Below are 19,456 nucleotides of genomic sequence, written 5' to 3' on the forward strand. Positions count from 1 at the left end.
CAAGAAGGAGGGCAATGTCCATCCGGTACAGCATCCTGGCATTGCTCCAGGAGCAGCCCCGCTACGGCTACCAGCTTCGCGTGGCCTTCGAGGAACGCACAGGCGCAGTCTGGCCCCTGAACATCGGCCAGGTGTACACAACGCTTAACCGGCTGGAGCGGGACGCTTTGGTTCGCAGGAACGGCGACGACGGCCAGGGGCACGTGCTCTACAGCATCACGGACGCCGGGGCCGCCGAGATCCGCCGATGGTTCGCAACCGCGGTGGATCGGGGAGTTCCGCCCAGGAACGAGTTGGCTATCAAACTGGCTCTGGCCGTCACGACGGCTGGCACCGACCCCACCGCGCTCATCCAGGCCCAACGTGAGCTTTCCTTGCGGGAGCTGCAGGAGCACACCCAGGCCCGCAAGGATGTTGCCGCCAACCAGCGGGTAACGGATACGGCCCGGCTGCTCGTTCTGGATTCCCTGGTCTTCCACGCCGAGGCGGAGGTTCGCTGGTTGGATCTCTGTGAGGCCAGGCTGGTCCAACAGGCCAACGGACCCAGCAACGGCATGGCAGGAACCTTTCGCGGCGCGGGAGCGCCCACCGCATAGACTGCTCCGCAGGGGAGGTGCCGGTGTGGCAACATTCACGAATGCCGACGTTCGAATCCGGCTGCTCGGTCCCGACGACGCCCACGCACTGATCCGCCTCGCGGAGACGGACAATCTGTTCGACGAGGACCCTTCAGTTGAGCCATCAGGCGCGTTGGCCTACGACGCCGCCCGCTCCTTTTTGGGCGACCCTGCCGTGCTGTTCTGGCTGGCTGAGCTCGGTGGCGTGACAGTTGGTTTCCTTCACTGCTGCATCCAGCGCCGCCGCATTGCAGGCCCATGGGCGGAACTTCTCCTCATGGAAATGGGTACTCACGCGAATTGGCGCCGTCGCGGTATCGGCCGGTCCCTCCTGGCGGTCATGGAGGAATGGATGCGGGGACATGGGATGGAGGAAGTCTGGGTCCCGGCCAACGTCTACGCCACGGGTTTCTATGAAAAATGTGGTTTCGCTAAGGACGAAGGCGAAATACTCGTCAAGGCTCTGGGCTGAGTTGCGGCCCATGAGAGTATGAACGCATGAGCGATCAGGACGGCACTCAATCCAGTGGCGAGAGCTTTGACGACATCCCGGTGGAGGGCACAACCTTGGACGCTGGGACGGCGGAGAGCACATCGGAAGCCGGCCCGAAGGCCAACGGGAAGCCTGGCGTCAAGAAGGGCAGCACGCTGCAGGACCTTGTCGACGAGCCCGCCAAAGTCATGCGGATCGGCACCATGATCCGCCAGCTCCTTGAAGAAGTGAAGAGCGCCCCCTTGGACGAGGCAGCGCGGGGACGCCTTGCCGAGATCCATGAACGCTCCATCAAGGAGCTCGAAGAAGGCCTTGCTCCCGAACTTGTGGAGGAACTGGAACGCATCAGCCTCCCCTTCCCTGAACACACGACTCCGTCCGACGCGGAGCTCCGGATCGCACAGGCACAGTTGGTTGGTTGGCTCGAAGGGCTGTTCCACGGCATCCAGACAGCTATTGCGGCCCAGCAGGCGGCCCGGGAGCACGCTGTTGCCCAGCTGCAGCTTCGCCAACTTCCGCCAGGCACCATGATCGCCCCGGGCGTCGTTATTGGCGAGAACGGTGAGCCGCAGCGTGCCCACCTTCCCGGCAAGGAAGCGGAACCCGGCAAACCTCCTCGCGTTGAAGACCCGGACCGGCACCCGGGTCAATACCTCTGAGCGCTGGATTGGGGTTCTTTGGGGCCGTCCGGCAGGGGCGGAAGGATGATGCTGAACTTGGCAAGGGACTGTGGAGGCGTGCCCACGATCGCTTCCATCGCGGCCTTGACCGGTACCACCAGGTGCTTGAGGGCGTGGAAGACGAACAGCTTTACGTCGAACTCGTGGTCATTGCCAACGAACTGGCCGGCTTGTCTTCCAGGGTCCGTGCCGTCTGTGTCGAAGCGCAGCTCAGGGCACCCAGTGACGGACTGGACATTCCGGGGTCGCTCGCCGGGGTGCACCGCGCATTGTCCAAAGCAGGGAACTCTCTTGCGACGACGGCGGAGGCGGCCGCGATGCTGCGTCTCGCCGTCGGGCCCGTCCCCGTGGGAGCGGTTTCGGTGCGACGGCGCGCCGAAGCGGTCTACGAGCATGTGGACGAAGCGGAGCGGCTGTTGAGGGCGCAGGCCGACTCGTAGGGACCCGAAGAATAGGTGCAGGCGCGCCTATTCCCACATGACAACTATTAAGCGCCTAGCTTAGAGACCCCGGAATCCGTAGCCACGGGGAGTGCGTGGCTGGCAGGATGGAAGCCATGACTTCGTCACCGAACCTTACTTTTAACGACGGCAACTCCATTCCCCAGCTCGGCTACGGGGTGTGGCAGGTTGAGGACGATGTAGCCGAAAAGGTGGTGCGCCAGGCATTCGAAGCCGGCTACCGCCACATCGACACTGCCAAGATCTACGGCAACGAGGCGGGCGTAGGACGCGCCATCGCTTCCTCCGGACTCAAGCCCGAGGAAATCTTTATCACCACCAAGCTGTGGAACGCGGACCAAGGCTACGAGTCCACCCTTGCTGCTTTTGAAGAATCCATGGATCGCCTTGGCCTGGAAACCCTTGATCTGTACCTGATCCACTGGATGCAGCCCAAGCAGGACAAGTTCGTGGACACGTGGAAGGCGCTCATTGAGCTCCAGAAGCGCGGACGCATCAAGTCCATCGGCGTCTCCAACTTCAGCAAGGAAGGCCTGCAGCGCCTGATCGACGAGACCGGCGTGGTTCCGGCGATCCACCAGATTGAGTTGCACCCGTTCTTCAACCAGGCAGAACTCCGGGACTTCGACGCCTCCCATGGCATCCTGACCCAGGCCTGGTCACCACTGGGCCAGGGCGGCGAGCTCCTTGAAAACGCCGCCATCGCCCAGATCGCCGCCAAACACGGCGCCACCCCGGCTCAGGTAGTCATTGCCTGGCACCTGGCGATCGGCAACGTCGTGATCCCCAAGTCCGTGACCGAGTCCCGGATCCAGGAGAACTTCGCGGCACTTGACGTCACCCTGGATGAAGCCGACATCGAGGCCATCACCGGCCTGGACCGCGGCGCCGAGGGCCGCATCGGACCGGATCCGGCGGTTTCCGACTTCGCTTAGTCGCTCGGAAGTTTCGAAATGAAGGCCCCGCACCTGCTGGAACCCAGCACGTGCGGGGCTTTTTCGCCCTCCGGGGCAGTCAGCGTCGCGGAGGCATGGCGGAAACGGGGCCAAGCGCGACAAGGGACGGATGTGCGCCGCCGACACCGGCAGCCTTGCCGTCCAGAAGATTTCTCGTCCCGTGGGCAATGAACCGGACCACCTGCTCCCCCACGGTGGACCCGTCTGCCCGGTCGAGGGCATAGGCCAGTTTCTCGAGCGTGCCAGTGACAGATTTGCGTGCGTACTGCTCCTCAAGACCCCAAGACACGCCTTCGGCGACGAGGTCCTCGACAGTCACGGACGGCTGGAAGGCGCGGTCGTTGACCCGCAGTGACATGTTCAGCTGGCCGTTGGGCGCCAACGCATGGGTGGAGACGTCGTAGAGCGGTGCGATGGTGACGGCGCCATCGTCAGTCCGGAGGGTAGAGAAGTTTTTGGCGTGTGCGTCGGTGTTGCCGACCGCGGTGTTGAAAGTGGTGTGCGCAAGCAGGGTCTCGCGGTCATCGGGCCCGGCACCGAAGATGTCACGGCGGCGCTGCAGTAGGCTCGCAAGACTCCGCAGGTTCGCGGCAGCGTTGACGCTTTCGAATTTGCTGTCGGTGTCCCAGGGCAGACCCAGGGCCTGGGCGCCGTCCTCTTGGTGGATGCGTTCCACGCTGCGGCCGGCGACCCGGCGATCGTAGCGCTCCAGCACGAGGACGGTCCGGCCCGCGAAGCTGCGCACGTCGCTGGCAAAAGTGGTCAGACCGATCCGGCGGGATAGTTCAAGGCAATAGGCCTCGGCGTGTAGGGCATGTTCGTTGCCAGCGGCGACCGGCTTGATGATGTGTGTGGAGGCGGCGCCGTCGACGCCGGCGTGCCATGCCCCGTCGAGCAGGGCAACGGTGGTCTTGGGCTGGTACCCGGCCAGGGAGCCGCCACCGCCGACGGCGCCCAGGGCATAGTCGTTGATGAGTGTCAGCCGTACCGCGATCTGCTCGTCGGTCAGCGCTTCGTAGGATTCCGCCGGTTCGCCGGGGTCCCCGCCGACCCGGATCGCGCCGGCGACGTCGCGGCCGGCGTAGGACACCAGGGCGTAGACATCGTCGCGGCTGACCTGGGCCTGTTTGGCCAGGTTGGACCTGCCGGAACCCTCCGGTAGAAGCCCGCCGAAAAACGCGGTCGCCGCTTCCGGTGTGGAGGCCCGGGGTCCAAGCGGCAGATTGGCGGAGAGGATACGCGAGCCGATCCCGAACCGCGCCATTCCGGCCTCGGAGGACTCGAATGCCACCGTGGAAGCGCCGGCCCGGACCATACTGCCGATGACGGTGCCATAGAGGTGGACATCCTGGGCCTCAGCCACGGTTGCGTTCCCGGAAGGTCAGTTCGATGCCGAGTTTCTCCATGACGGCGAAGAACTGGTCGTTGAGGACTTTGGGTTTGCCGGTCTCCAGTTCGGAGAGGTATCGCTGGCTGACCCCGAGCCGTGCGGCCAGGTCGCGCTGGGAAAGCCCGGTGCGTTGCCGGATGCCGTAGACCATCAGGCCCAGGTCCGAAACGGACTTCATAACGCCGTGCATCCGACCACCTTGATGAGCTATTCGTAGTACAAGGGAAGTGATTACCTTTTCGTAATCGTAGCAGGATGATTACGAAAAGGTAGTCTAACTTTGGAGAATGCCGTGCGAGCCCAAGCAGGGTTTGGTTGCTTGGCTCATTGGCCAGGGTCAAGGCATCAGCCGTCAGGACGGAGATCCGAAGAATCCACAGGGTCGTTGATCGCTGTGCTGGCGGCTCTGACTCCTGTGGCGTCCGACTCCGCTTGGGAGGAAGGTCCATTCCACCCCTATCGATTGTTCCCACGGGCTGTTGATCCACAACCATATGCGGCGCAGCAAGTCCTCAGAAGAGATCTGAGCACGCTGGCTCAGAAGGATTCCCTCAGCGTGCGGGCACACCGATCCGGATCCGACGCATGGCATCGGGCATCAGCTTGGCTGGCTCACGCAGCGACTCAACCCTCTGGAAGGGTCCAGCATCCAAACCCGGCACGGCGAAGGGCGCACCCCGATGTGATGCGCCCTTCGCTAGACGGTCAGGTCAGTCCTTTTTGAAGGCGTCCTTGACTTTCTCGCCGGCCTGCTTCAAATCGCCCTTGGCCTGGTCGGCCTGGCCTTCATTCCTCAGACTTTCGTCGCCCGTGGCGTTACCGGCAGCTTCCTTGCCCTTGCCGCCAGCCTTCTCGGCAGCGTTCTCAATCTTGTCGCCTAGTCCCATGGTGTTTCCTCCTCTGGTTCGGCAGCCGATCGATACGGCCGTTACCCCATCCTAAGCATGCTTAGGGTTTGAGTTTCAAGTCCGGCTCCGCTTGTCTAACCGCCGACAAGCTCTCCGGCACCCAATGGACTCGACTAGATTGCCGTCACTCCAGGACATTGTCAGAGACCACCAAAAAACCCCGCATCCCCGCTGAACAAGCGGAAATACGGGGTTCTTTCAGAGCTTCCTATCAGAATCGAACTGATGACCTTTTCATTACGAGTGAAACGCTCTACCGACTGAGCTAAGGAAGCACCGCGCCATCGTCCGGAGACCGGCTGAATCACGCAAGATACAACTGTAATAGAGTCACCTCGTCCGGGTCAAAACAGCCCCAGGCGGACCTCCCTCGGTGCCGTTGTTGCGGAATTCACCCGCACGTCGCGCCCGGTTCAGGCCGTCGTCGTGGACCGGGGGCAAGCTGGGCGGACTAACGTGGCCGCATGATTTCGGCCATCTACCAGCGAAGGGGCGCCATGAGCATGGACAGCAGCAAGAGGATCAACGCGGACGACGCCGGGGCACATCGTGCGCAGCGGCTCCGGCTTGCTGTACTGGACATGGTGGGCACTACAATCACGGACGATGGGCGTACGGAACGTGCGATGTCCCTGGCCCTGCAGGAGACCGGCGTCGAGCCCGGTTCCCCACGATTCGAAAGCATGCTCGGTTACGCCCGCGACACCATGGGCTTTTCGAAGTTGACCGTTTTCAGCCACCTATTCGAGGACGTGGGACGGGCCGAGAGCGCCAACAAGGCCTTCGAACGCGCCTACGATGATCTGATTGCCGACGGCGGCGTCCGGGCAATTCCAGGAGCCGAGGAAACCATCGACTGGATGCGAGACTCCGGCGTGAAAGTCTGCCTGGCCACGGGCTTCGGCCGGCACACGCAGAACATGGTGCTTGAGTCCCTGGGCTGGATGGGGAAAGCCGATCTCAGCCTGTGCCCTGCAGACGCCGGCCGCGGACGCCCGTACCCGGACATGATCCTCACCGCCGTGCTCGCCCTTGACCTGGATGATGTCCGTGAGGTCGCTGTAGTGGGGGACACGAGCTCGGACATGTTGTGCGGTGTGCGCTCCGGCGCCTCCGCCGTGGTGGGCGTGCTTACCGGCTTCCACGCTGAGGCGGCTTTGCGGGCGGCCGGCGCCACCGCCGTCGTGCCCTCAGTCAAGTACCTTCCCGCGCTGCTGGAGCCCCGCGCGGCACGCCTCTAGCGCCCGGTCCCGCAACGATCTACCGCTTTTTCGCCAGCACTCGCACTCCGCGAGCCGCCAGTCCGCCACTTGCGCAGCCGACTCGTTGGCAAAGCTGGTAGGACGTGGAGGTCGGAAAGCGCGGAGTTATCCACATAGGCAACCCCAGGGCTCCGAATGGATGCCGCCGGGAGGCATCGTGGAGCCATGGATCTCAAGGCAGCCCTTCGTGCTCGAGGCGGCACGGCCCTGCGCAGGGATCTTCTCAAAGCCGGAGTCGGCGCGTGGCAGCTCAGGACCGCGGGACGGAGGGGCGCCGTGTTGGTCCCCTACCGAGGGGTTGTGGCCCTGCCCGGCGCCCCGCCGGAATTTGCTGAGGCTTATCGGCACGGCGGTGTCCTCACGTGCATCTCGGCTGCGCCGCATCATGGCCTGTGGCAACTGCATCAGGCCAGCGAGCTCCATTTAGTCTGCGGCAACGGGTTACCGCGCGACGGCGTGGTGCCGCACCGGAGCGCATGGTTGCCGCCCTTGCCAGGCAGGCCCGTGGCAGCGCTCGCGGACGTTTTGGTGCACGTACTACGATGCAGGCCCGCCGCCGAGGCGTTGGTCATGGTGCAATGTGCCGTCGTGCGTGGCGACATAACCGTGGACTTCCTGCGCAGAAGGCTCCCCGGCAATCGGAACGGCCGGGCACGGGGCGTCCTGGATTTCGTGTGCGGCAGAGCGGACTCTTTGCTCGAACCCCTGGCGGCGATGCACTTCAGGCAAGCTGGAATCGACTTCGTGCAGCACGTGGAACTGCCCGGAGTCGGAGAAGTCGATTTCGTCGTCGAAGGCTTCTTGATCGTCGAACTGGACGGCAAGACCCATTTCGAACCCCGGGCCATCAAGAGGGATCGACGGCGGGACAACACCTCCGTTGCCGGCGGTTTCACGGTGCTGAGGTACTTCTACGAGGACGTTGTGCACCATCCGGAGGCGATGGTGGCGGAAGTGCAGGCGGCCATCCTGGCCCGTCGTGCCAAGCTGCGCCTCAACAAATGACCAGCTTTGCCGGCCCCAAGCACCACAGTCCGCGCTGCGCCAGGGATGACCGATCAGCAGAGCTCCAATAGTGGTCCCATTTTGCGGCCTGCCCGTCCCGCCGGCCCGCCAGGCCGACCAACAAACTCAGCACATGGTCCCGTCTGAAGGTACCTTTCCATCCACGAAGTAGTTGTCCACGGCGTCGGACACGCACTGGTTGGAGCGGCCGTATGCGGTGTGCCCTTCACCCTTCCACGTCACCAGGGAGGCGTTGCCGATTTGCTTCCGCAGCGAGGCTGCCCAGGCCAGAGGCGTGGCGGGGTCTCCGGTGGTGCCGATGACCACAACCGGTGCCGAGCCTGTGTATTGGGCCGGCGCTGGCGCGTGCAGTGGCTTGTATGGCCAGTCCTTGCAGTTGACGCCGGTGTAGGCGAAGTAGTAGCCGAAGGTGGGGGAGAGCTGCTTGAGGCGGGCTTCCTCGGCACGCATCCCCGCGGTGTCCGAGACCATCGGGTAGTCCAGGCAGTTGACGGCGTTGAACGCGAATGTCGTGTTTGAACTGTAGGTGCCGTTCGATTCCCGGTCCGCGCCGAAGTCCGCAATCCGAAGCATGAGCGAATCGTCCCCCTGGACCGCTGCCGTCAAGGCTTGGGTGAGGGCCGGCCATGAGTCGTTGCTGTAGAGCGGGGTGATGATAGCGCTGACGAACGTTGGCGCCGTCACGAGGCGGCCGTCCTTGGCCCGCTTGGGATTCTGCTCGACGTCGGCAACAAGGTCCCGGACTTGCTGTATGCCGTCATCAACGCTTCCTGTGACCGGGCATCCGGACTTTGCCTCGCAATCGGCCACATAACTGCGGAGTGCCTTTTCGAACGCCTCTGTCTGACCGGCGGTGATGTCCTCCTCGCTCAGGGCAGGGTCCACCGCGCCGTCCAGCACGAGCTTGCCTACGTTGCTCGGGAACAAGGACGCATAGGTGGACCCGAGCGAGGTGCCGTACGAGAAGCCGAGAAAGTTGAGCTTGGCGTCGTTCAGGACTGCGCGGAGGATGTCCATGTCCTTGGCAGAGCTAACGGTGTCAATATGTGCAAGGGCAGGGCCGGACTTCTCCACGCACTTGGCATTGACGGCCTTCGTGTCTGCCAGGGCAGCATTGAGGCCCTGGTCCGTGTCGTAGTTGTAGGCCTTCTCGCGGGAAGCATCACGCTCAGCATCGCTCAGGCAGGTGACCGGTGCCGAACGCTTGACTCCGCGGGGATCGAAGCCCACCAGGTCGAAGCGGGACCGCAGCTTGTCGGTGAAATGCGTCTTGGCCGCGTCCCTGACGAAGTCATAGCCTGACACCCCGGGACCGCCGGGATTGACCAGCAGCGAGCCCTTCTTGGTGCCCTGGCTCTGGAGCCGGATGGCGGCGATGGAGATGTTGCCTGCGTCAGGCTTGGCGTAGTCCACCGGCACGTTGATGTTGGCGCACTGGAATCCTTGCTCGCAGGACGTCCAACTCACCGTTTGGGAGTAGAACTCCTTCAGCCCGTCCGGCGCCGCGGCGGCGATGGACGCGTCCGGCGTGCTGACGTTGCCGGACCCATTGCCAGTGGGGGGCACGGAGAACACACAGCCGCTCAGGAGCAGGCCGGTGGAAATGGTGGCCACGATTGCTGTTGCCGCCCGCCGCAGTGATGGGAACAGTGTCCGCGAAGTGGACCCGGTGGGCCGGCGTCGTGCGGGCGTCATGCGTTACTCCTCATGCTGGGGAAGCGTGCTGTAGTTCTAAACTATCTGGCTATTGCTGAATGAGGCTGCTCGCCATGGACTCGACGGCCAGTAGGGGTGCCACGTTGGTAGTGGTGATCCGCGCACGCGCCTTGTTGATGGCATCCATGCGGGCCAAGGTGATTTCCGGGGTGGAACCAGAGGCGTAAGCTTCCAGCTCAGTCTTGAGTTCAACGTTGACCAGTTCCACGGCGTTCCCCAGCTGGATGACCAGGACGTCCCGGTAGAAGGACAGCAGGTCGGTCAGGGTGCGGTCCAGGGAATCGGTGATGGACCGCTTGGCCCGCCGTTTCTGGTCGTCTTCAAGCTGCCTTACTTGGCTGCGCATCGACGGCGGCAACGTGCCCGACTCCGGAGCGCCCAAGCTTGCTAGCAGGGCGACCTTCTCGGCGGCATCACGTTCATCGTTGGAGCTGTTGGCCTCATCGGTCGCGATCTTGACCAACTTTTCCGCCATCATCACGGCGTCCGTGACGCCCCGCAGGCCCAGCGGGAACCGGACCGTCTCCAGCCGGCGCTCGCGGGCTTCAGGATCACGGGCCAACCGGCGTGCAATTCCGATGTGGCTTTGGGCTGCGCGCGCGGCCCGGTCCGCGATGGCGGGGTCGACGCCGTCACGCCTCACTAGCAGTGCGGCGACGTCGGACGCGGGCGGGAGCCGGAGGTTAACCGCGCGGCAACGCGAGCGGATGGTAACCAGCACGTCCGCGGGCGACGGCGCGCACAGCATCCAAATGGTCCGGGGTGTGGGTTCTTCGATGGCTTTGAGGAGCACGTTGGTGGTGCGCTCGGCCATGCGGTCAGCATCCTCCACCACAATGATCCGCCAGCGTCCGGTCGCCGGCCGGTCGCCGGCCTTGGACACCAACTGGCGGGCTTCCTCGATGGTGATGGTGACTTTCTCTGTACGGACAAAGGTCACGTCCGAGTGGGTCTCGCCAAGGATGGTCCGGCATGATGCACATTCGCCGCAGCCGCGAAGGGCAACGTGGTCCTGCTCACAGTTCAGCGCGGCGGCGAATGCCTTGGCCGCGTTGGATCGTCCCGAGCCTGGAGGCCCGGTGAACAGCCAAGCGTGCGTGAGGCCGTCGCCCTGCGCCGCCGCGCGCAATTGCGCGACGACGGGCGCCTGGCCTTGGAGTTCGTCCCAGACGGTCACGCGCGGCTCCCGAGCAATTCCTGAACGCGGCCGAGGATCTGATTGGCGAGGTCCTCTATGGGATCCTTGGCCGTCAGGACGAGGTAGGTTTCCGGGTGGGCCGCGGCCAGCTCCAAGAACGCGGCGCGGATGCGGGCGTGGAAGTCATCCGGTTCGGACTCGAGCCTGTCCTCGGTGGCGTCACCCGCGGTCCTGCGGTCCCGGCCATCGCCCGGATGGACATCCAAGAGCACGGTCAGGTCAGGTTCGAGGCCTTCGGTTGCCCATTCGTTGAGTCGCCTGACATCCACGGTTCCAAGGTCACGGCCTGCACCCTGGTAGGCGACGGAGGAATCGATGTAGCGGTCCGTGATGACCACAGAGCCCTCGGCCAGGGCAGGCCGGATCACTTGGCTTGCATGGGCGGCCCTGGATGCTGCGAAGATGAGGGCTTCGGTCCGGGGGTCGATGGTGCCGTGGCCGTGGTCCAACACCAGGGAACGCAGCTTTTCTCCGATGGGCGTGCCTCCCGGCTCGCGAGTGCGCAGCACGGAAAAGCCGAGGGACTCAAGGGCCTCGGCCAAACGGGCGGCCTGCGTTGACTTGCCTGCTCCGTCCCCGCCTTCGAAGGCGATGAAGAGCCCGGGGCGCTGGTCCGGCGTGGGGCTCTGGTCCTGTATAAGGCGCTGCGTAGTCACGGATCTAAGCGTACAGAGGAACACCGACAGAACCCGACGACGGCGTCAGCCCACTCCAGCGGAGAGGCGCGCTGCCGCTAAACGCGCCCCTGCCGCTGGCGCCTTAGCCGCTCGGCACGCCCCAGCTACCGCCGGGCGGCGCCGTAATAGCTTTCCAGACCTTTCCCCTCCGGCCGTAGGCTGGAGCAATGAGTCTTTCCCGAGAACATGCCGCAGCTCTGTCCCCCGACACTGTGGCGGTGGCGGCAGGCCGTCCCGAACGAGGCCATGACCAACCAGTCAACCCGCCCATCGTTTTGTCCTCCACATATTTCGGCACGGGGGCACTGAGCGACGGCGACCGCGGCTACGGACGCTATGCCAACCCCACCTGGGATCCTTTCGAGGAAGCGCTGGCGCAGCTGGAAGGCGCCGAGTTGCCCGGCTTGCTCTACGCTTCGGGCCTGGCCGCGGTCAGCTCCGCGTTGTCACTCGTGCCCGCTGGCGGAGTCCTGGTCATGCCCACGCACAGCTACGCGGGATCGCTCGTCATGGCAGCCGAACTCGCGGCCAAGGGAATCCTTGAGTTGCGGACCGTCGACATCGCGGACACCGACGCCGTCAAGGCACAGCTCGCCCCCGCGGATGGAAAGTCCGCCAGCATGCTGTGGATTGAAAGCCCCACCAACCCGATGCTCGGCATCGCCGATGTCCAGGCCCTGGCCACCGCTGCCCATGAGGCCGGCGCCATCGTGGTCACGGACAACACCTTCTCGACGCCGCTGGTTCAGCAGCCCCTCAGCCTGGGCTCCGACGTCGTGCTCCATTCGGTGACCAAATACCTGGCCGGCCACTCCGACGTCGTACTCGGCGCCTTGGTGACATCCAATCCGGCACTGCGCGCGGAACTTCTCCACCACCGCATCATCCACGGCGGCATCGCCGGTCCCTTCGAGGCCTGGCTCGCGCTCCGAGGCCTGCGCACGCTGGCGCTGCGGATCGAGCGCTCCCAAGCCTCTGCGGCAACGTTGGCCGCGCGGCTGGCCACCCACCCGCGCGTCGAGTCCATCCGTTTCCCGGGGCTGCCAAACGATCCCGGCCATGAGCGGGCCAAATCGCAGATGAAGGGCTTTGGCTCCATCCTGTGCATCCAATTGGCCGGAGACGGAACCCGCAGTGGTGCCGAAGCCGCCGATCTGATGGTTCGCGCATTGCAGTTGTGGATCCCTGCGACATCGCTGGGCGGGGTCGAGTCCCTCATCGAACGTCGGCGCCGCCACACGGCCGAGCCCCTAAGCGTGCCGGACAATTTGGTCCGGATGAGTGTCGGTATCGAGAACGTCGAGGATCTCTGGGCGGATTTGGAGCGAGCGCTCAAGTCGCTTGACGGCTAGGCTGGAGGGCGTGGACGGAAAATTTTTGATTTCATACATCCAGAATGGGATCTACTTCATTCTGGGACTGGTTGCCTTTGCCTTGGAGCTGTGGGCGCTGGTGGATTGCCTGCGCCACAAACCCTCGTCCTTTGAGGCGGCCTCGAAGCGCACCAAGACGTTCTGGCTGGCCCTGACCGGCATCGCAGCGGTTATCGGCGGGTTCTCCGTCCTCGGTGGCGGGGGTGGTTTCGGGATCTTTGGCATCGCTGCCGTGACTGCGGCGTGTGTCTACTTGGCGGATGTCCGTCCCGCCGTCAAGGAAATCGGCAACAGCGGCCGTAACCAGGGCCCGTACGGTCCCTGGTGATCCCCACCGGCACCCTAAGCTCGCAAGTCCCCACCGGCTCCCCGCCTTCGCAAGCTCAGGCCGGGGCCCTCGCCGGTGTGGCCCCACGCTCAGGGAACCCTGCCGGCGTGGGCCCACGGCTCCAAGGCTAGGCCGGAGCCACGGCGGCCCAGTCAACGGTAAGTTCGCCCAAGCGCCAACGCGACGTTCCGTCCTGAAGGGGCCAGCCGGCGTCGCGCATTGATTGGCACATGGCAGTCCACCGCTGCCTGTTGCCGAACGACGCAAGCGGTGCCGCCGCCAACCATGCCTGGTCCAGGGCACCCAAGAAAGCGTGAATCCGCTCGCCCGGAATGTTGCGGTGGATGAGCGCCTTTGGCAGGCGTTCGGCGACGTCGGAGGGCAGTTCGAAACCGCCGAAGCGCATGGACAGGCTCAAGCTCAGCGGCCCGTCTGAATCCAGCGCAACCCATGTCACGCGGCGGCCGATTTCATCGCACGTTCCGTCGATGAACAATCCTTGCGGTGCCAAGCGTGACTGCACCAAGCCCCAGATTCCTGCCACGTCCGATTCCTCGTATTGCCGCAGCACGTTGAAGGCACGCACCAGCACGGGAGTGCCCGGAACGGGAACCTCGAAACCGCCCACGTGGAAGCTGAGCCCGGGCCGTTCCAAGACCTTGGCGATCCGGACTCGCTCTGGTTCGATCTCGATCCCGCACACTCGAACGTCGGGGCGAACGGCCCGCAGCCGTTCGAAGAGTTCGACGGCGGTGGCCGGGGAAGCGCCATAGCCCAGGTCCACTACCAAGGGGTCGACGGCGGAGCGCAGCCGCCATGCCTGCGGGCCTGCCAGCCAGCGGTCGAGCCGGCGCATGCGGTTGGGATTGGTGGTGCCTCTTGTGATGTTGCCGACGGGTTTGCCGCGCCTGCCTTGGACCCGCTCCGCCTTCTGCACCACCGTCCCACTTTATCCTCCAACGCGGGGTCACTTACAGCCCATCCGAGGCACAAACACCGGCGCTAAGTGACCCCGCGTTGCGGTGAAAGGGTGGCGGCGTAACGCCCGGTAACGACAGGGCATGATCGCTTAGGATGAAAAGCATGACTTACAAGCTGATTCTGCTGCGCCACGGCCACAGCGACTGGAACGCCAAGAACCTGTTCACCGGCTGGGTGGACGTCGACCTGAACGACCAAGGCCGCGAGGAAGCAGCCCGCGGCGGAGAGCTCCTGGTCGAGAACAACGTTCTCCCCGATATCCTCTACACGTCCTTGCTGAAGCGGGCCATCAACACCGCGAACATCTCCTTGGACAAAGCCGATCGCGGCTGGATCCCGGTCAAGCGTGACTGGCGCCTCAACGAGCGTCACTACGGCGCACTGCAGGGCAAGGACAAGGCCCAGACCCTCGCCGAGTTCGGTGAAGAGCAGTTTATGGAATGGCGCCGTAGCTACGACACCCCGCCGCCCGCCCTCTCCGATGACAGCGAGTTCTCCCAGGTGAACGACGTGCGCTACGCAGACCTCGGCGACGCCCTGCCGCGCACCGAGTGCCTCAAGGACGTGCTGGTCCGTCTCCTGCCGTACTGGGAGTCAGACATCAAGGAAGACCTCAAGGCTGGCAAGACGGTCCTGGTCACGGCCCACGGCAACTCCCTGCGCGCCCTCGTCAAGCACCTGGACGGGATCAGCGACGAAGACATAACCGGTCTGAACATCCCGACCGGCATCCCGTTGGTTTACGATCTGGACGAGAACTTCCAGCCGATCAACCCCGGTGGAACCTACCTCGACCCCGAGGCCGCGGCAGAGTCCATCAAGGCTGTAGCAGCCCAAGGCAAGAAATAGGCCCTTCGAGAAAACGACGCCGGCCGGCTCACCTTGCGAAGTGAGCCGGCCGGCGTCGTGGCTAAGTCGATAGGACTGGCTAGAAGCCTTCTGGCTGCCATTCGCCGGTAACCAGGTAGGTCACCTTGCGGGCAACGGAGACTCCGTGGTCTGCGAAGCGCTCGAAGTAGCGGCTGGCGAGGGCCACATCCACCGTGGTGGCAGCAGTCTCGGCCCAGGCGGGATTTGCGATGGCCCTGAAGACGCTCAAGTGCAGATCGTCCACCCTGATGTTGAGCTTGAGGATGTCGCGGGCAACTTCCAGGTCGCGCGACTCCAAGAGCAGGGTGACCTTCTGGACGATTTCGAGGTCGAGGCGGGCCATGTCCTTGAACGTTGCCGTCAACTGCTCGGGGATGACCGTGGCCGGGTAGCGGAGGCGGGCTAGTTGGGCCACGTGTCGGGCGAGGTCACCCATCCGTTCCAGTGACGCACTCATCCGCAGGGAGCCAACGATCATCCGAAGATCGCTTGCCACAGGGCCTTGGAGGGCCAGGATATCGATGGCGCGCTCGTCAAGGCCGTTTTGCAGGAAATCGATCCGGGCGTCGGCTGCGATGACGTCCTGGGCGAGATCGACGTCTGCCCCTTCGAATGCGGTGGTCGCGTTCTGGATCGCCTCGGTAACCAGCTTTGAGATCTCGATGAGGTCCTCACCGACCTGGATGAGCTCCTCCTGAAAAACCTTGCGCACGGTGGCGTCCTCTCCTTGGAAATCTCCTCCGCACCCCTCTGACGGCGCACGAAAATCTTCACAGCTAACTATGGTGCAACTAGTAAGAGTGGCAGCGATCCGTGAACGGTTGCGCACCATTAGGTGAACGTTAGCTGAATCGGGGCCGTTTGGTAGCCGTTCCATATTTTGCAGTGTTTCCAGCGCATAAGCTAGATCCGTGGATCCAGTGCTCATCGGTGTCATCGCAGGCCTTGCCGGCTTGTCGTGCGGCGTCTTTGGCGTGCTCGCGTTCAGGCTCAGCGAGCGGCAGCGAAAGATCGTGGACCTGGACGTCACGGAACCGCTGCTTCCGGAGGGCGCCGCGGAGGTGCTGTCCGTCGTCGGGCGGGCCTTTGTGGTGGTGGACGCGATCGACGGCGTCGTCCGGGCCAGTCCCGCGGCCTACGCTTACGGCCTCGTCAGGGGTCACACAGTTGTGCACAAGCAGCTGCTGGACATGACGGCAAAGGTCCGGCGCGACGGCGTGATCCTGGAGAAGACCTTCGAGTTGCCCCGCGGTCCGCTCGGCAAGGGCACCATCGTGGTGCAGGTCCGCGCAGCCATGCTCGGATGGGAATATATAGTCCTTCTGGCGGACGACCGCACCGAAATCACCCGCACCGAGGAGATCCGCAACGACTTCGTTGCGAACGTCTCGCACGAACTCAAGACGCCGGTGGGCGCCATCTCGTTGCTGGCTGAGGCCCTTGAGGCAAGCCCGGATGACGAAGAAGCCGTCCGTCGCTTTGCGAAGCGCATGCACAAGGAATCCACACGACTCGCTGCGCTGGTGCAGGACATCATTGAGCTATCCCGGCTCCAGGGCGCCAACGTGGCACAACAAGGGCACGCTGTGGATATCAACACAGTGATTACCGAAGCCGTAGATCGCTCGCAACTCCCGGCGGAGCTCAAGAACATCAAAATCGTGGTCGGCGGCCGGACGGAAACCATGGTCTTCGGTGACCAGGACTTGCTGGTGACCGCATTGCGGAACCTCATCGACAACGCCATCCGCTACTCTCCGGAAAACACCCGAGTGGGAGTGGGTGTCCGGGCCAAAGAGGGCGTGGTGGCCATTTCCGTCACGGACCAGGGCGAAGGACTTAGCCCCGAGGACCAGGAGCGGATCTTCGAGCGTTTCTACCGCGTGGATGCCGCAAGGTCGCGGCAAACCGGGGGAACCGGCTTGGGACTGAGTATTGTCAAGCATGTGGTGTCCAACCATGGCGGCGAGGTTACCGTCTGGTCCCAGCCCGGCCAAGGTTCTACTTTCACCATCCGCCTTCCGGAAATGGAAGGCCAGGAGAATGACGACGCCGGGGCGAAGCCCCGAAACGTTATTCAAACGACGGGCGCAGTACGCGCCCTAGAGCAAGGAGCTGGCGCTTGAGCAGGATTCTGATCGTGGAGGACGAAGAGTCCTTCAGCGACCCTCTGTCCTACCTATTGGGCAAGGAAGGCTTCGATGTCCAGGTAGTGGACAACGGCAGCGACGCGTTGGTGGAGTTCGACCGCAATGGGGCCGATCTGGTACTGCTGGACCTGCAGCTTCCGGGGACCCCAGGCACCGAGGTTTGCCGGCAGCTGCGGCAGCGTTCCAGCGTCCCGGTCATCATGCTGACCGCCAAGGACTCGGAAATCGACAAGGTGGTTGGCCTGGAACTCGGCGCGGACGACTACGTCACTAAGCCGTACTCTTCCCGGGAACTCGTGGCGCGCGTTCGTGCCGTGCTGCGCCGGCAGGGCGAGCCCGAGGAACTCATCACATCCACCGTGCAGGCCGGCCCGGTCAGGATGGACATTGAGCGCCATGTGGTGAGCGTCAACGGCGAACAAGTGTCGCTTCCGCTGAAGGAGTTCGAACTCCTTGAGATGCTCCTTCGCAATTCGGGCCGTGTGCTCACCCGTGGACAGCTGATCGACCGCGTCTGGGGCTCCGACTACGTCGGGGACACCAAGACCCTGGACGTCCACGTGAAGCGTTTGCGCAGCAAGATCGAGCCCGACCCCTCGGTTCCCCGCTATCTCGTGACCGTGCGCGGCTTGGGCTACAAGTTCGAACCGTAAGCAACCGTAAGCAACCGTAAGCAACCGTAGGCCCGCAAGGCCGGGAACGGCCCGCGCAAGGCAAACAGTGTACGCCAAACAGCAAAAGGAAGGGCTCCCATGGTGGGAGCCCTTCCTTTGCGTTCTTGCAGGGTAACTTGGGCCTGTCTGCCGGCAGAGTGGCGCAGGCCGTTGCCGCCTAGTGGCCGGTGCTGCTCGCGCTCGGTGTCGGTGTGGCGCTGCTAGTGGCCGAACCGCTGGTTGAGGGGCTCGGCGTGGCCGTGGCAGGAATGTACTTCTCGTATTCCTTCAAGGAGCCGTCCAGGACCGGGAACTGCACGGTGTGGGAGTCGGAGCCTGTCTTGATGGTCACGGAAACCAAGGAGCCCGGGTTTCCGCCGGTGGTGCTCAGAATGGCGGCGTCGGTGGTCTCGTTGAGGTAGGTCTGCGACTTGGCCTTGACCGGAATGCTGGTCTGTGAGCCGCTGGCTCCGTTGATGGTCAGGGTCGCATCGCTGGCGGAAGTGTTGAAGACGGCACCAATAACGCGTCCCGGCTTGTTGGCGCCAGTGGAGACAATAAGCATGTTGCGCAGCTGGAGCGAACCGAGGTCTTCCTTGACGCCGTCCGACGCTGCGTACTGGTGGCTGGTCTGCTGGGCGTTGATGTAGCCACAGCCGGTCACGGACAAGAGACCGATGCCGATGGCGGCCGCTGCCATCGCCAGCTTGCCGCGCTGGACACGGTTCATCGCAGTAATGCGCACGACACGTACTCCTCTTAGAGTCATTGGAACACTTTTCAGGCATAGCCTATCGGCAAACCAGCTCAAACAAGGATTCCGGGCACCATTGTGGCGGGCCTCCCGGAGGCGTATGGTATTCCGGGGCGCGCCGTCGTATGCACTTTTATGCCTTCCCGTCAAGGGGGTGCTGGAGGGCCGAAAAGGCCATTTTCCGCGTATTTACGGGGTTCAGGACCCCTCTCCGTGCCAATCGTATGCCTTAAGCGTGATAAACTGGTCTGCGGGAAAGGGGAAAGTCCACATGGTTTTTGAGGTCGGCGAGACAGTAGTTTACCCTCACCACGGTGCAGCAAAAATTGAAGAAATCAAGATGCGCACTATCAAGGGCGAAGAGAAGATGTATCTCAAGCTCAAGGTGGCTCAGGGTGATCTGACCATTGAAGTTCCAGCAGAAAACGTAGACCTTGTTGGGGTCCGCGACGTAGTGGGCAAGGAAGGCTTGGAGCACGTTTTCGACGTTCTCCGTGCCGAGTTCACTGAAGAGCCCACCAACTGGTCCCGTCGCTACAAGGCAAACCTGGAGAAGCTTGCTTCCGGCGACGTCATCAAGGTTGCAGAGGTCGTTCGCGATCTTTGGCGCCGTGATCACGATCGCGGCCTTTCCGCAGGTGAGAAGCGAATGCTGGCCAAAGCCCGTCAGATTCTGATTTCAGAACTGGCACTGGCTGAGAAGACCGACGAAGAGAAGGCTGCAAGCGTTCTCGACGAAGTTCTGGCTTCCTAACAAAGATTCAAAGATTTAAACCCCGGTGGCAACCTGCCGCCGGGGTTTCCTTTTGCCCGAATGCCCAAGTAGTCCCTACCGCCACCCTCGCCTCGCAAGCTCGGCCAGGGAACCCTGGCGGCGTGGGCCCAGGCAGTAGGGGGGGGTTTGGGGGGGGCGCAAGCCCCCCACGTGCCACGAGGGTCACCGGGGGGGGCGCCCGGGGGGGG

General features: G+C 63.6%; 22 protein-coding genes and 1 tRNA gene. 13 read left to right on the forward strand and 10 right to left on the reverse strand.

Annotated features, from left to right (window positions below; genetic code table 11):
* Nucleotides 1-14: 14 nt before the first annotated feature.
* From OOZ51_RS11505 to OOZ51_RS11525, 5 genes are all read left to right on the forward strand, one after another.
* A complete protein-coding gene (locus tag OOZ51_RS11505; protein WP_265979701.1) occupies nt 15-596 on the forward strand; it encodes a PadR family transcriptional regulator in 582 nt (193 codons plus the stop codon).
* 25 nt (nt 597-621) lie between these two features.
* On the forward strand, nt 622-1,089 hold the full coding sequence (locus OOZ51_RS11510) for a GNAT family N-acetyltransferase (RefSeq protein WP_265979702.1): 468 nt from the start codon (nt 622-624) through the stop codon (nt 1,087-1,089).
* Nucleotides 1,090-1,115: 26 nt separating this feature from the next.
* Nucleotides 1,116-1,769, forward strand: a complete 654-nt coding sequence (locus tag OOZ51_RS11515; RefSeq protein ID WP_265979703.1) for a bacterial proteasome activator family protein — start codon at nt 1,116-1,118, stop codon at nt 1,767-1,769.
* Between the two features lie 8 nt (nt 1,770-1,777).
* Nucleotides 1,778-2,230 carry a hypothetical protein gene (locus tag OOZ51_RS11520; protein WP_265979704.1) on the forward strand — a complete coding sequence of 151 codons (453 nt, stop codon included), beginning with the start codon at nt 1,778-1,780 and terminating at the stop codon, nt 2,228-2,230.
* A gap of 116 nt (nt 2,231-2,346) precedes the next feature.
* The gene (locus OOZ51_RS11525; protein WP_265979705.1) at nt 2,347-3,186 is read left to right on the forward strand and encodes an aldo/keto reductase; all 840 of its coding nucleotides are present in this window, start codon (nt 2,347-2,349) and stop codon (nt 3,184-3,186) included.
* A gap of 79 nt (nt 3,187-3,265) precedes the next feature.
* Here OOZ51_RS11525 and OOZ51_RS11530 read toward each other — a convergent pair whose 3' ends face one another.
* The 4 genes from OOZ51_RS11530 to OOZ51_RS11545 form a co-directional block, all read right to left on the reverse strand.
* Nucleotides 3,266-4,570: a type II toxin-antitoxin system HipA family toxin gene (locus OOZ51_RS11530; protein WP_265979706.1), complete on the reverse strand. Its 1,305-nt coding sequence runs from the start codon at nt 4,568-4,570 to the stop codon at nt 3,266-3,268.
* Nucleotides 4,563-4,787, reverse strand: a complete 225-nt coding sequence (locus OOZ51_RS11535) for a helix-turn-helix domain-containing protein (protein WP_265979708.1) — start codon at nt 4,785-4,787, stop codon at nt 4,563-4,565. Before OOZ51_RS11535 ends, OOZ51_RS11530 begins: the two co-directional genes overlap by 8 nt.
* A gap of 520 nt (nt 4,788-5,307) precedes the next feature.
* The gene (locus tag OOZ51_RS11540; RefSeq protein ID WP_265979709.1) at nt 5,308-5,484 is read right to left on the reverse strand and encodes a CsbD family protein; all 177 of its coding nucleotides are present in this window, start codon (nt 5,482-5,484) and stop codon (nt 5,308-5,310) included.
* 223 nt (nt 5,485-5,707) lie between these two features.
* Nucleotides 5,708-5,780, reverse strand: a tRNA-Thr gene (locus OOZ51_RS11545).
* 222 nt (nt 5,781-6,002) lie between these two features.
* Between OOZ51_RS11545 and OOZ51_RS11550 the strand changes: the two genes are divergently transcribed.
* Nucleotides 6,003-6,746, forward strand: a complete 744-nt coding sequence (locus OOZ51_RS11550) for an HAD family hydrolase (protein ID WP_265979710.1) — start codon at nt 6,003-6,005, stop codon at nt 6,744-6,746.
* Nucleotides 6,747-6,932: 186 nt separating this feature from the next.
* The gene (locus OOZ51_RS11555) at nt 6,933-7,772 is read left to right on the forward strand and encodes an endonuclease domain-containing protein (RefSeq protein ID WP_265979711.1); all 840 of its coding nucleotides are present in this window, start codon (nt 6,933-6,935) and stop codon (nt 7,770-7,772) included.
* Nucleotides 7,773-7,898: 126 nt separating this feature from the next.
* Here the strand turns inward: OOZ51_RS11555 and OOZ51_RS11560 are convergent, their stop codons facing one another.
* Genes OOZ51_RS11560 through tmk form a run of 3 tightly spaced genes read right to left on the reverse strand, consistent with a single transcriptional unit; the run spans nt 7,899 to nt 11,363 of the window.
* On the reverse strand, nt 7,899-9,488 hold the full coding sequence (locus tag OOZ51_RS11560) for an alpha/beta hydrolase (protein ID WP_265979712.1): 1,590 nt from the start codon (nt 9,486-9,488) through the stop codon (nt 7,899-7,901).
* A gap of 49 nt (nt 9,489-9,537) precedes the next feature.
* Complete coding sequence (locus tag OOZ51_RS11565; protein ID WP_265979713.1) at nt 9,538-10,686, reverse strand: DNA polymerase III subunit delta'; 1,149 nt, start codon at nt 10,684-10,686, stop codon at nt 9,538-9,540.
* Nucleotides 10,683-11,363, reverse strand: a complete 681-nt coding sequence (gene tmk, locus OOZ51_RS11570) for a dTMP kinase (protein ID WP_265979715.1) — start codon at nt 11,361-11,363, stop codon at nt 10,683-10,685. The genes OOZ51_RS11565 and tmk overlap by 4 nt, the downstream gene beginning before the upstream one ends.
* A 188-nt stretch (nt 11,364-11,551) precedes the next feature.
* Here tmk and OOZ51_RS11575 point away from each other — a divergent pair, with 188 nt between their 5' ends.
* Both OOZ51_RS11575 and OOZ51_RS11580 read left to right on the forward strand, forming a co-directional pair.
* A complete protein-coding gene (locus OOZ51_RS11575; protein ID WP_265979716.1) occupies nt 11,552-12,736 on the forward strand; it encodes a trans-sulfuration enzyme family protein in 1,185 nt (394 codons plus the stop codon).
* A gap of 10 nt (nt 12,737-12,746) precedes the next feature.
* A complete protein-coding gene (locus OOZ51_RS11580; protein ID WP_265979717.1) occupies nt 12,747-13,085 on the forward strand; it encodes a DUF2516 family protein in 339 nt (112 codons plus the stop codon).
* A gap of 127 nt (nt 13,086-13,212) precedes the next feature.
* Here OOZ51_RS11580 and OOZ51_RS11585 read toward each other — a convergent pair whose 3' ends face one another.
* Nucleotides 13,213-14,025: a class I SAM-dependent methyltransferase gene (locus OOZ51_RS11585; protein WP_416346371.1), complete on the reverse strand. Its 813-nt coding sequence runs from the start codon at nt 14,023-14,025 to the stop codon at nt 13,213-13,215.
* A gap of 143 nt (nt 14,026-14,168) precedes the next feature.
* On the opposite strand from OOZ51_RS11585, the gene OOZ51_RS11590 reads away from it, so the two are divergent.
* Nucleotides 14,169-14,915 carry a phosphoglyceromutase gene (locus OOZ51_RS11590; protein ID WP_265979719.1) on the forward strand — a complete coding sequence of 249 codons (747 nt, stop codon included), beginning with the start codon at nt 14,169-14,171 and terminating at the stop codon, nt 14,913-14,915.
* Between the two features lie 79 nt (nt 14,916-14,994).
* Here the strand turns inward: OOZ51_RS11590 and phoU are convergent, their stop codons facing one another.
* On the reverse strand, nt 14,995-15,648 hold the full coding sequence (phoU, locus tag OOZ51_RS11595) for a phosphate signaling complex protein PhoU (protein WP_265979720.1): 654 nt from the start codon (nt 15,646-15,648) through the stop codon (nt 14,995-14,997).
* Nucleotides 15,649-15,856: 208 nt separating this feature from the next.
* Between phoU and OOZ51_RS11600 the strand changes: the two genes are divergently transcribed.
* A complete protein-coding gene (locus OOZ51_RS11600) occupies nt 15,857-17,062 on the forward strand; it encodes a sensor histidine kinase (RefSeq protein ID WP_265979738.1) in 1,206 nt (401 codons plus the stop codon).
* Nucleotides 17,059-17,739: a response regulator transcription factor gene (locus OOZ51_RS11605; RefSeq protein WP_059388662.1), complete on the forward strand. Its 681-nt coding sequence runs from the start codon at nt 17,059-17,061 to the stop codon at nt 17,737-17,739. The genes OOZ51_RS11600 and OOZ51_RS11605 overlap by 4 nt, the downstream gene beginning before the upstream one ends.
* Nucleotides 17,740-17,917: 178 nt before the next feature.
* Here the strand turns inward: OOZ51_RS11605 and OOZ51_RS11610 are convergent, their stop codons facing one another.
* Entirely contained in the window at nt 17,918-18,469 is a 552-nt protein-coding gene (locus OOZ51_RS11610) for a hypothetical protein (protein ID WP_265979739.1), read from the reverse strand.
* A gap of 295 nt (nt 18,470-18,764) precedes the next feature.
* Here OOZ51_RS11610 and OOZ51_RS11615 point away from each other — a divergent pair, with 295 nt between their 5' ends.
* Complete coding sequence (locus OOZ51_RS11615) at nt 18,765-19,247, forward strand: CarD family transcriptional regulator (RefSeq protein WP_011690592.1); 483 nt, start codon at nt 18,765-18,767, stop codon at nt 19,245-19,247.
* The last annotated feature ends 209 nt before the right edge of the window (nt 19,248-19,456 follow it).

Origin of the sequence: Arthrobacter rhizophilus, from assembly GCF_026241105.1 — a bacterium.
Classification (GTDB): Bacteria; Actinomycetota; Actinomycetes; order Actinomycetales; family Micrococcaceae; genus Arthrobacter.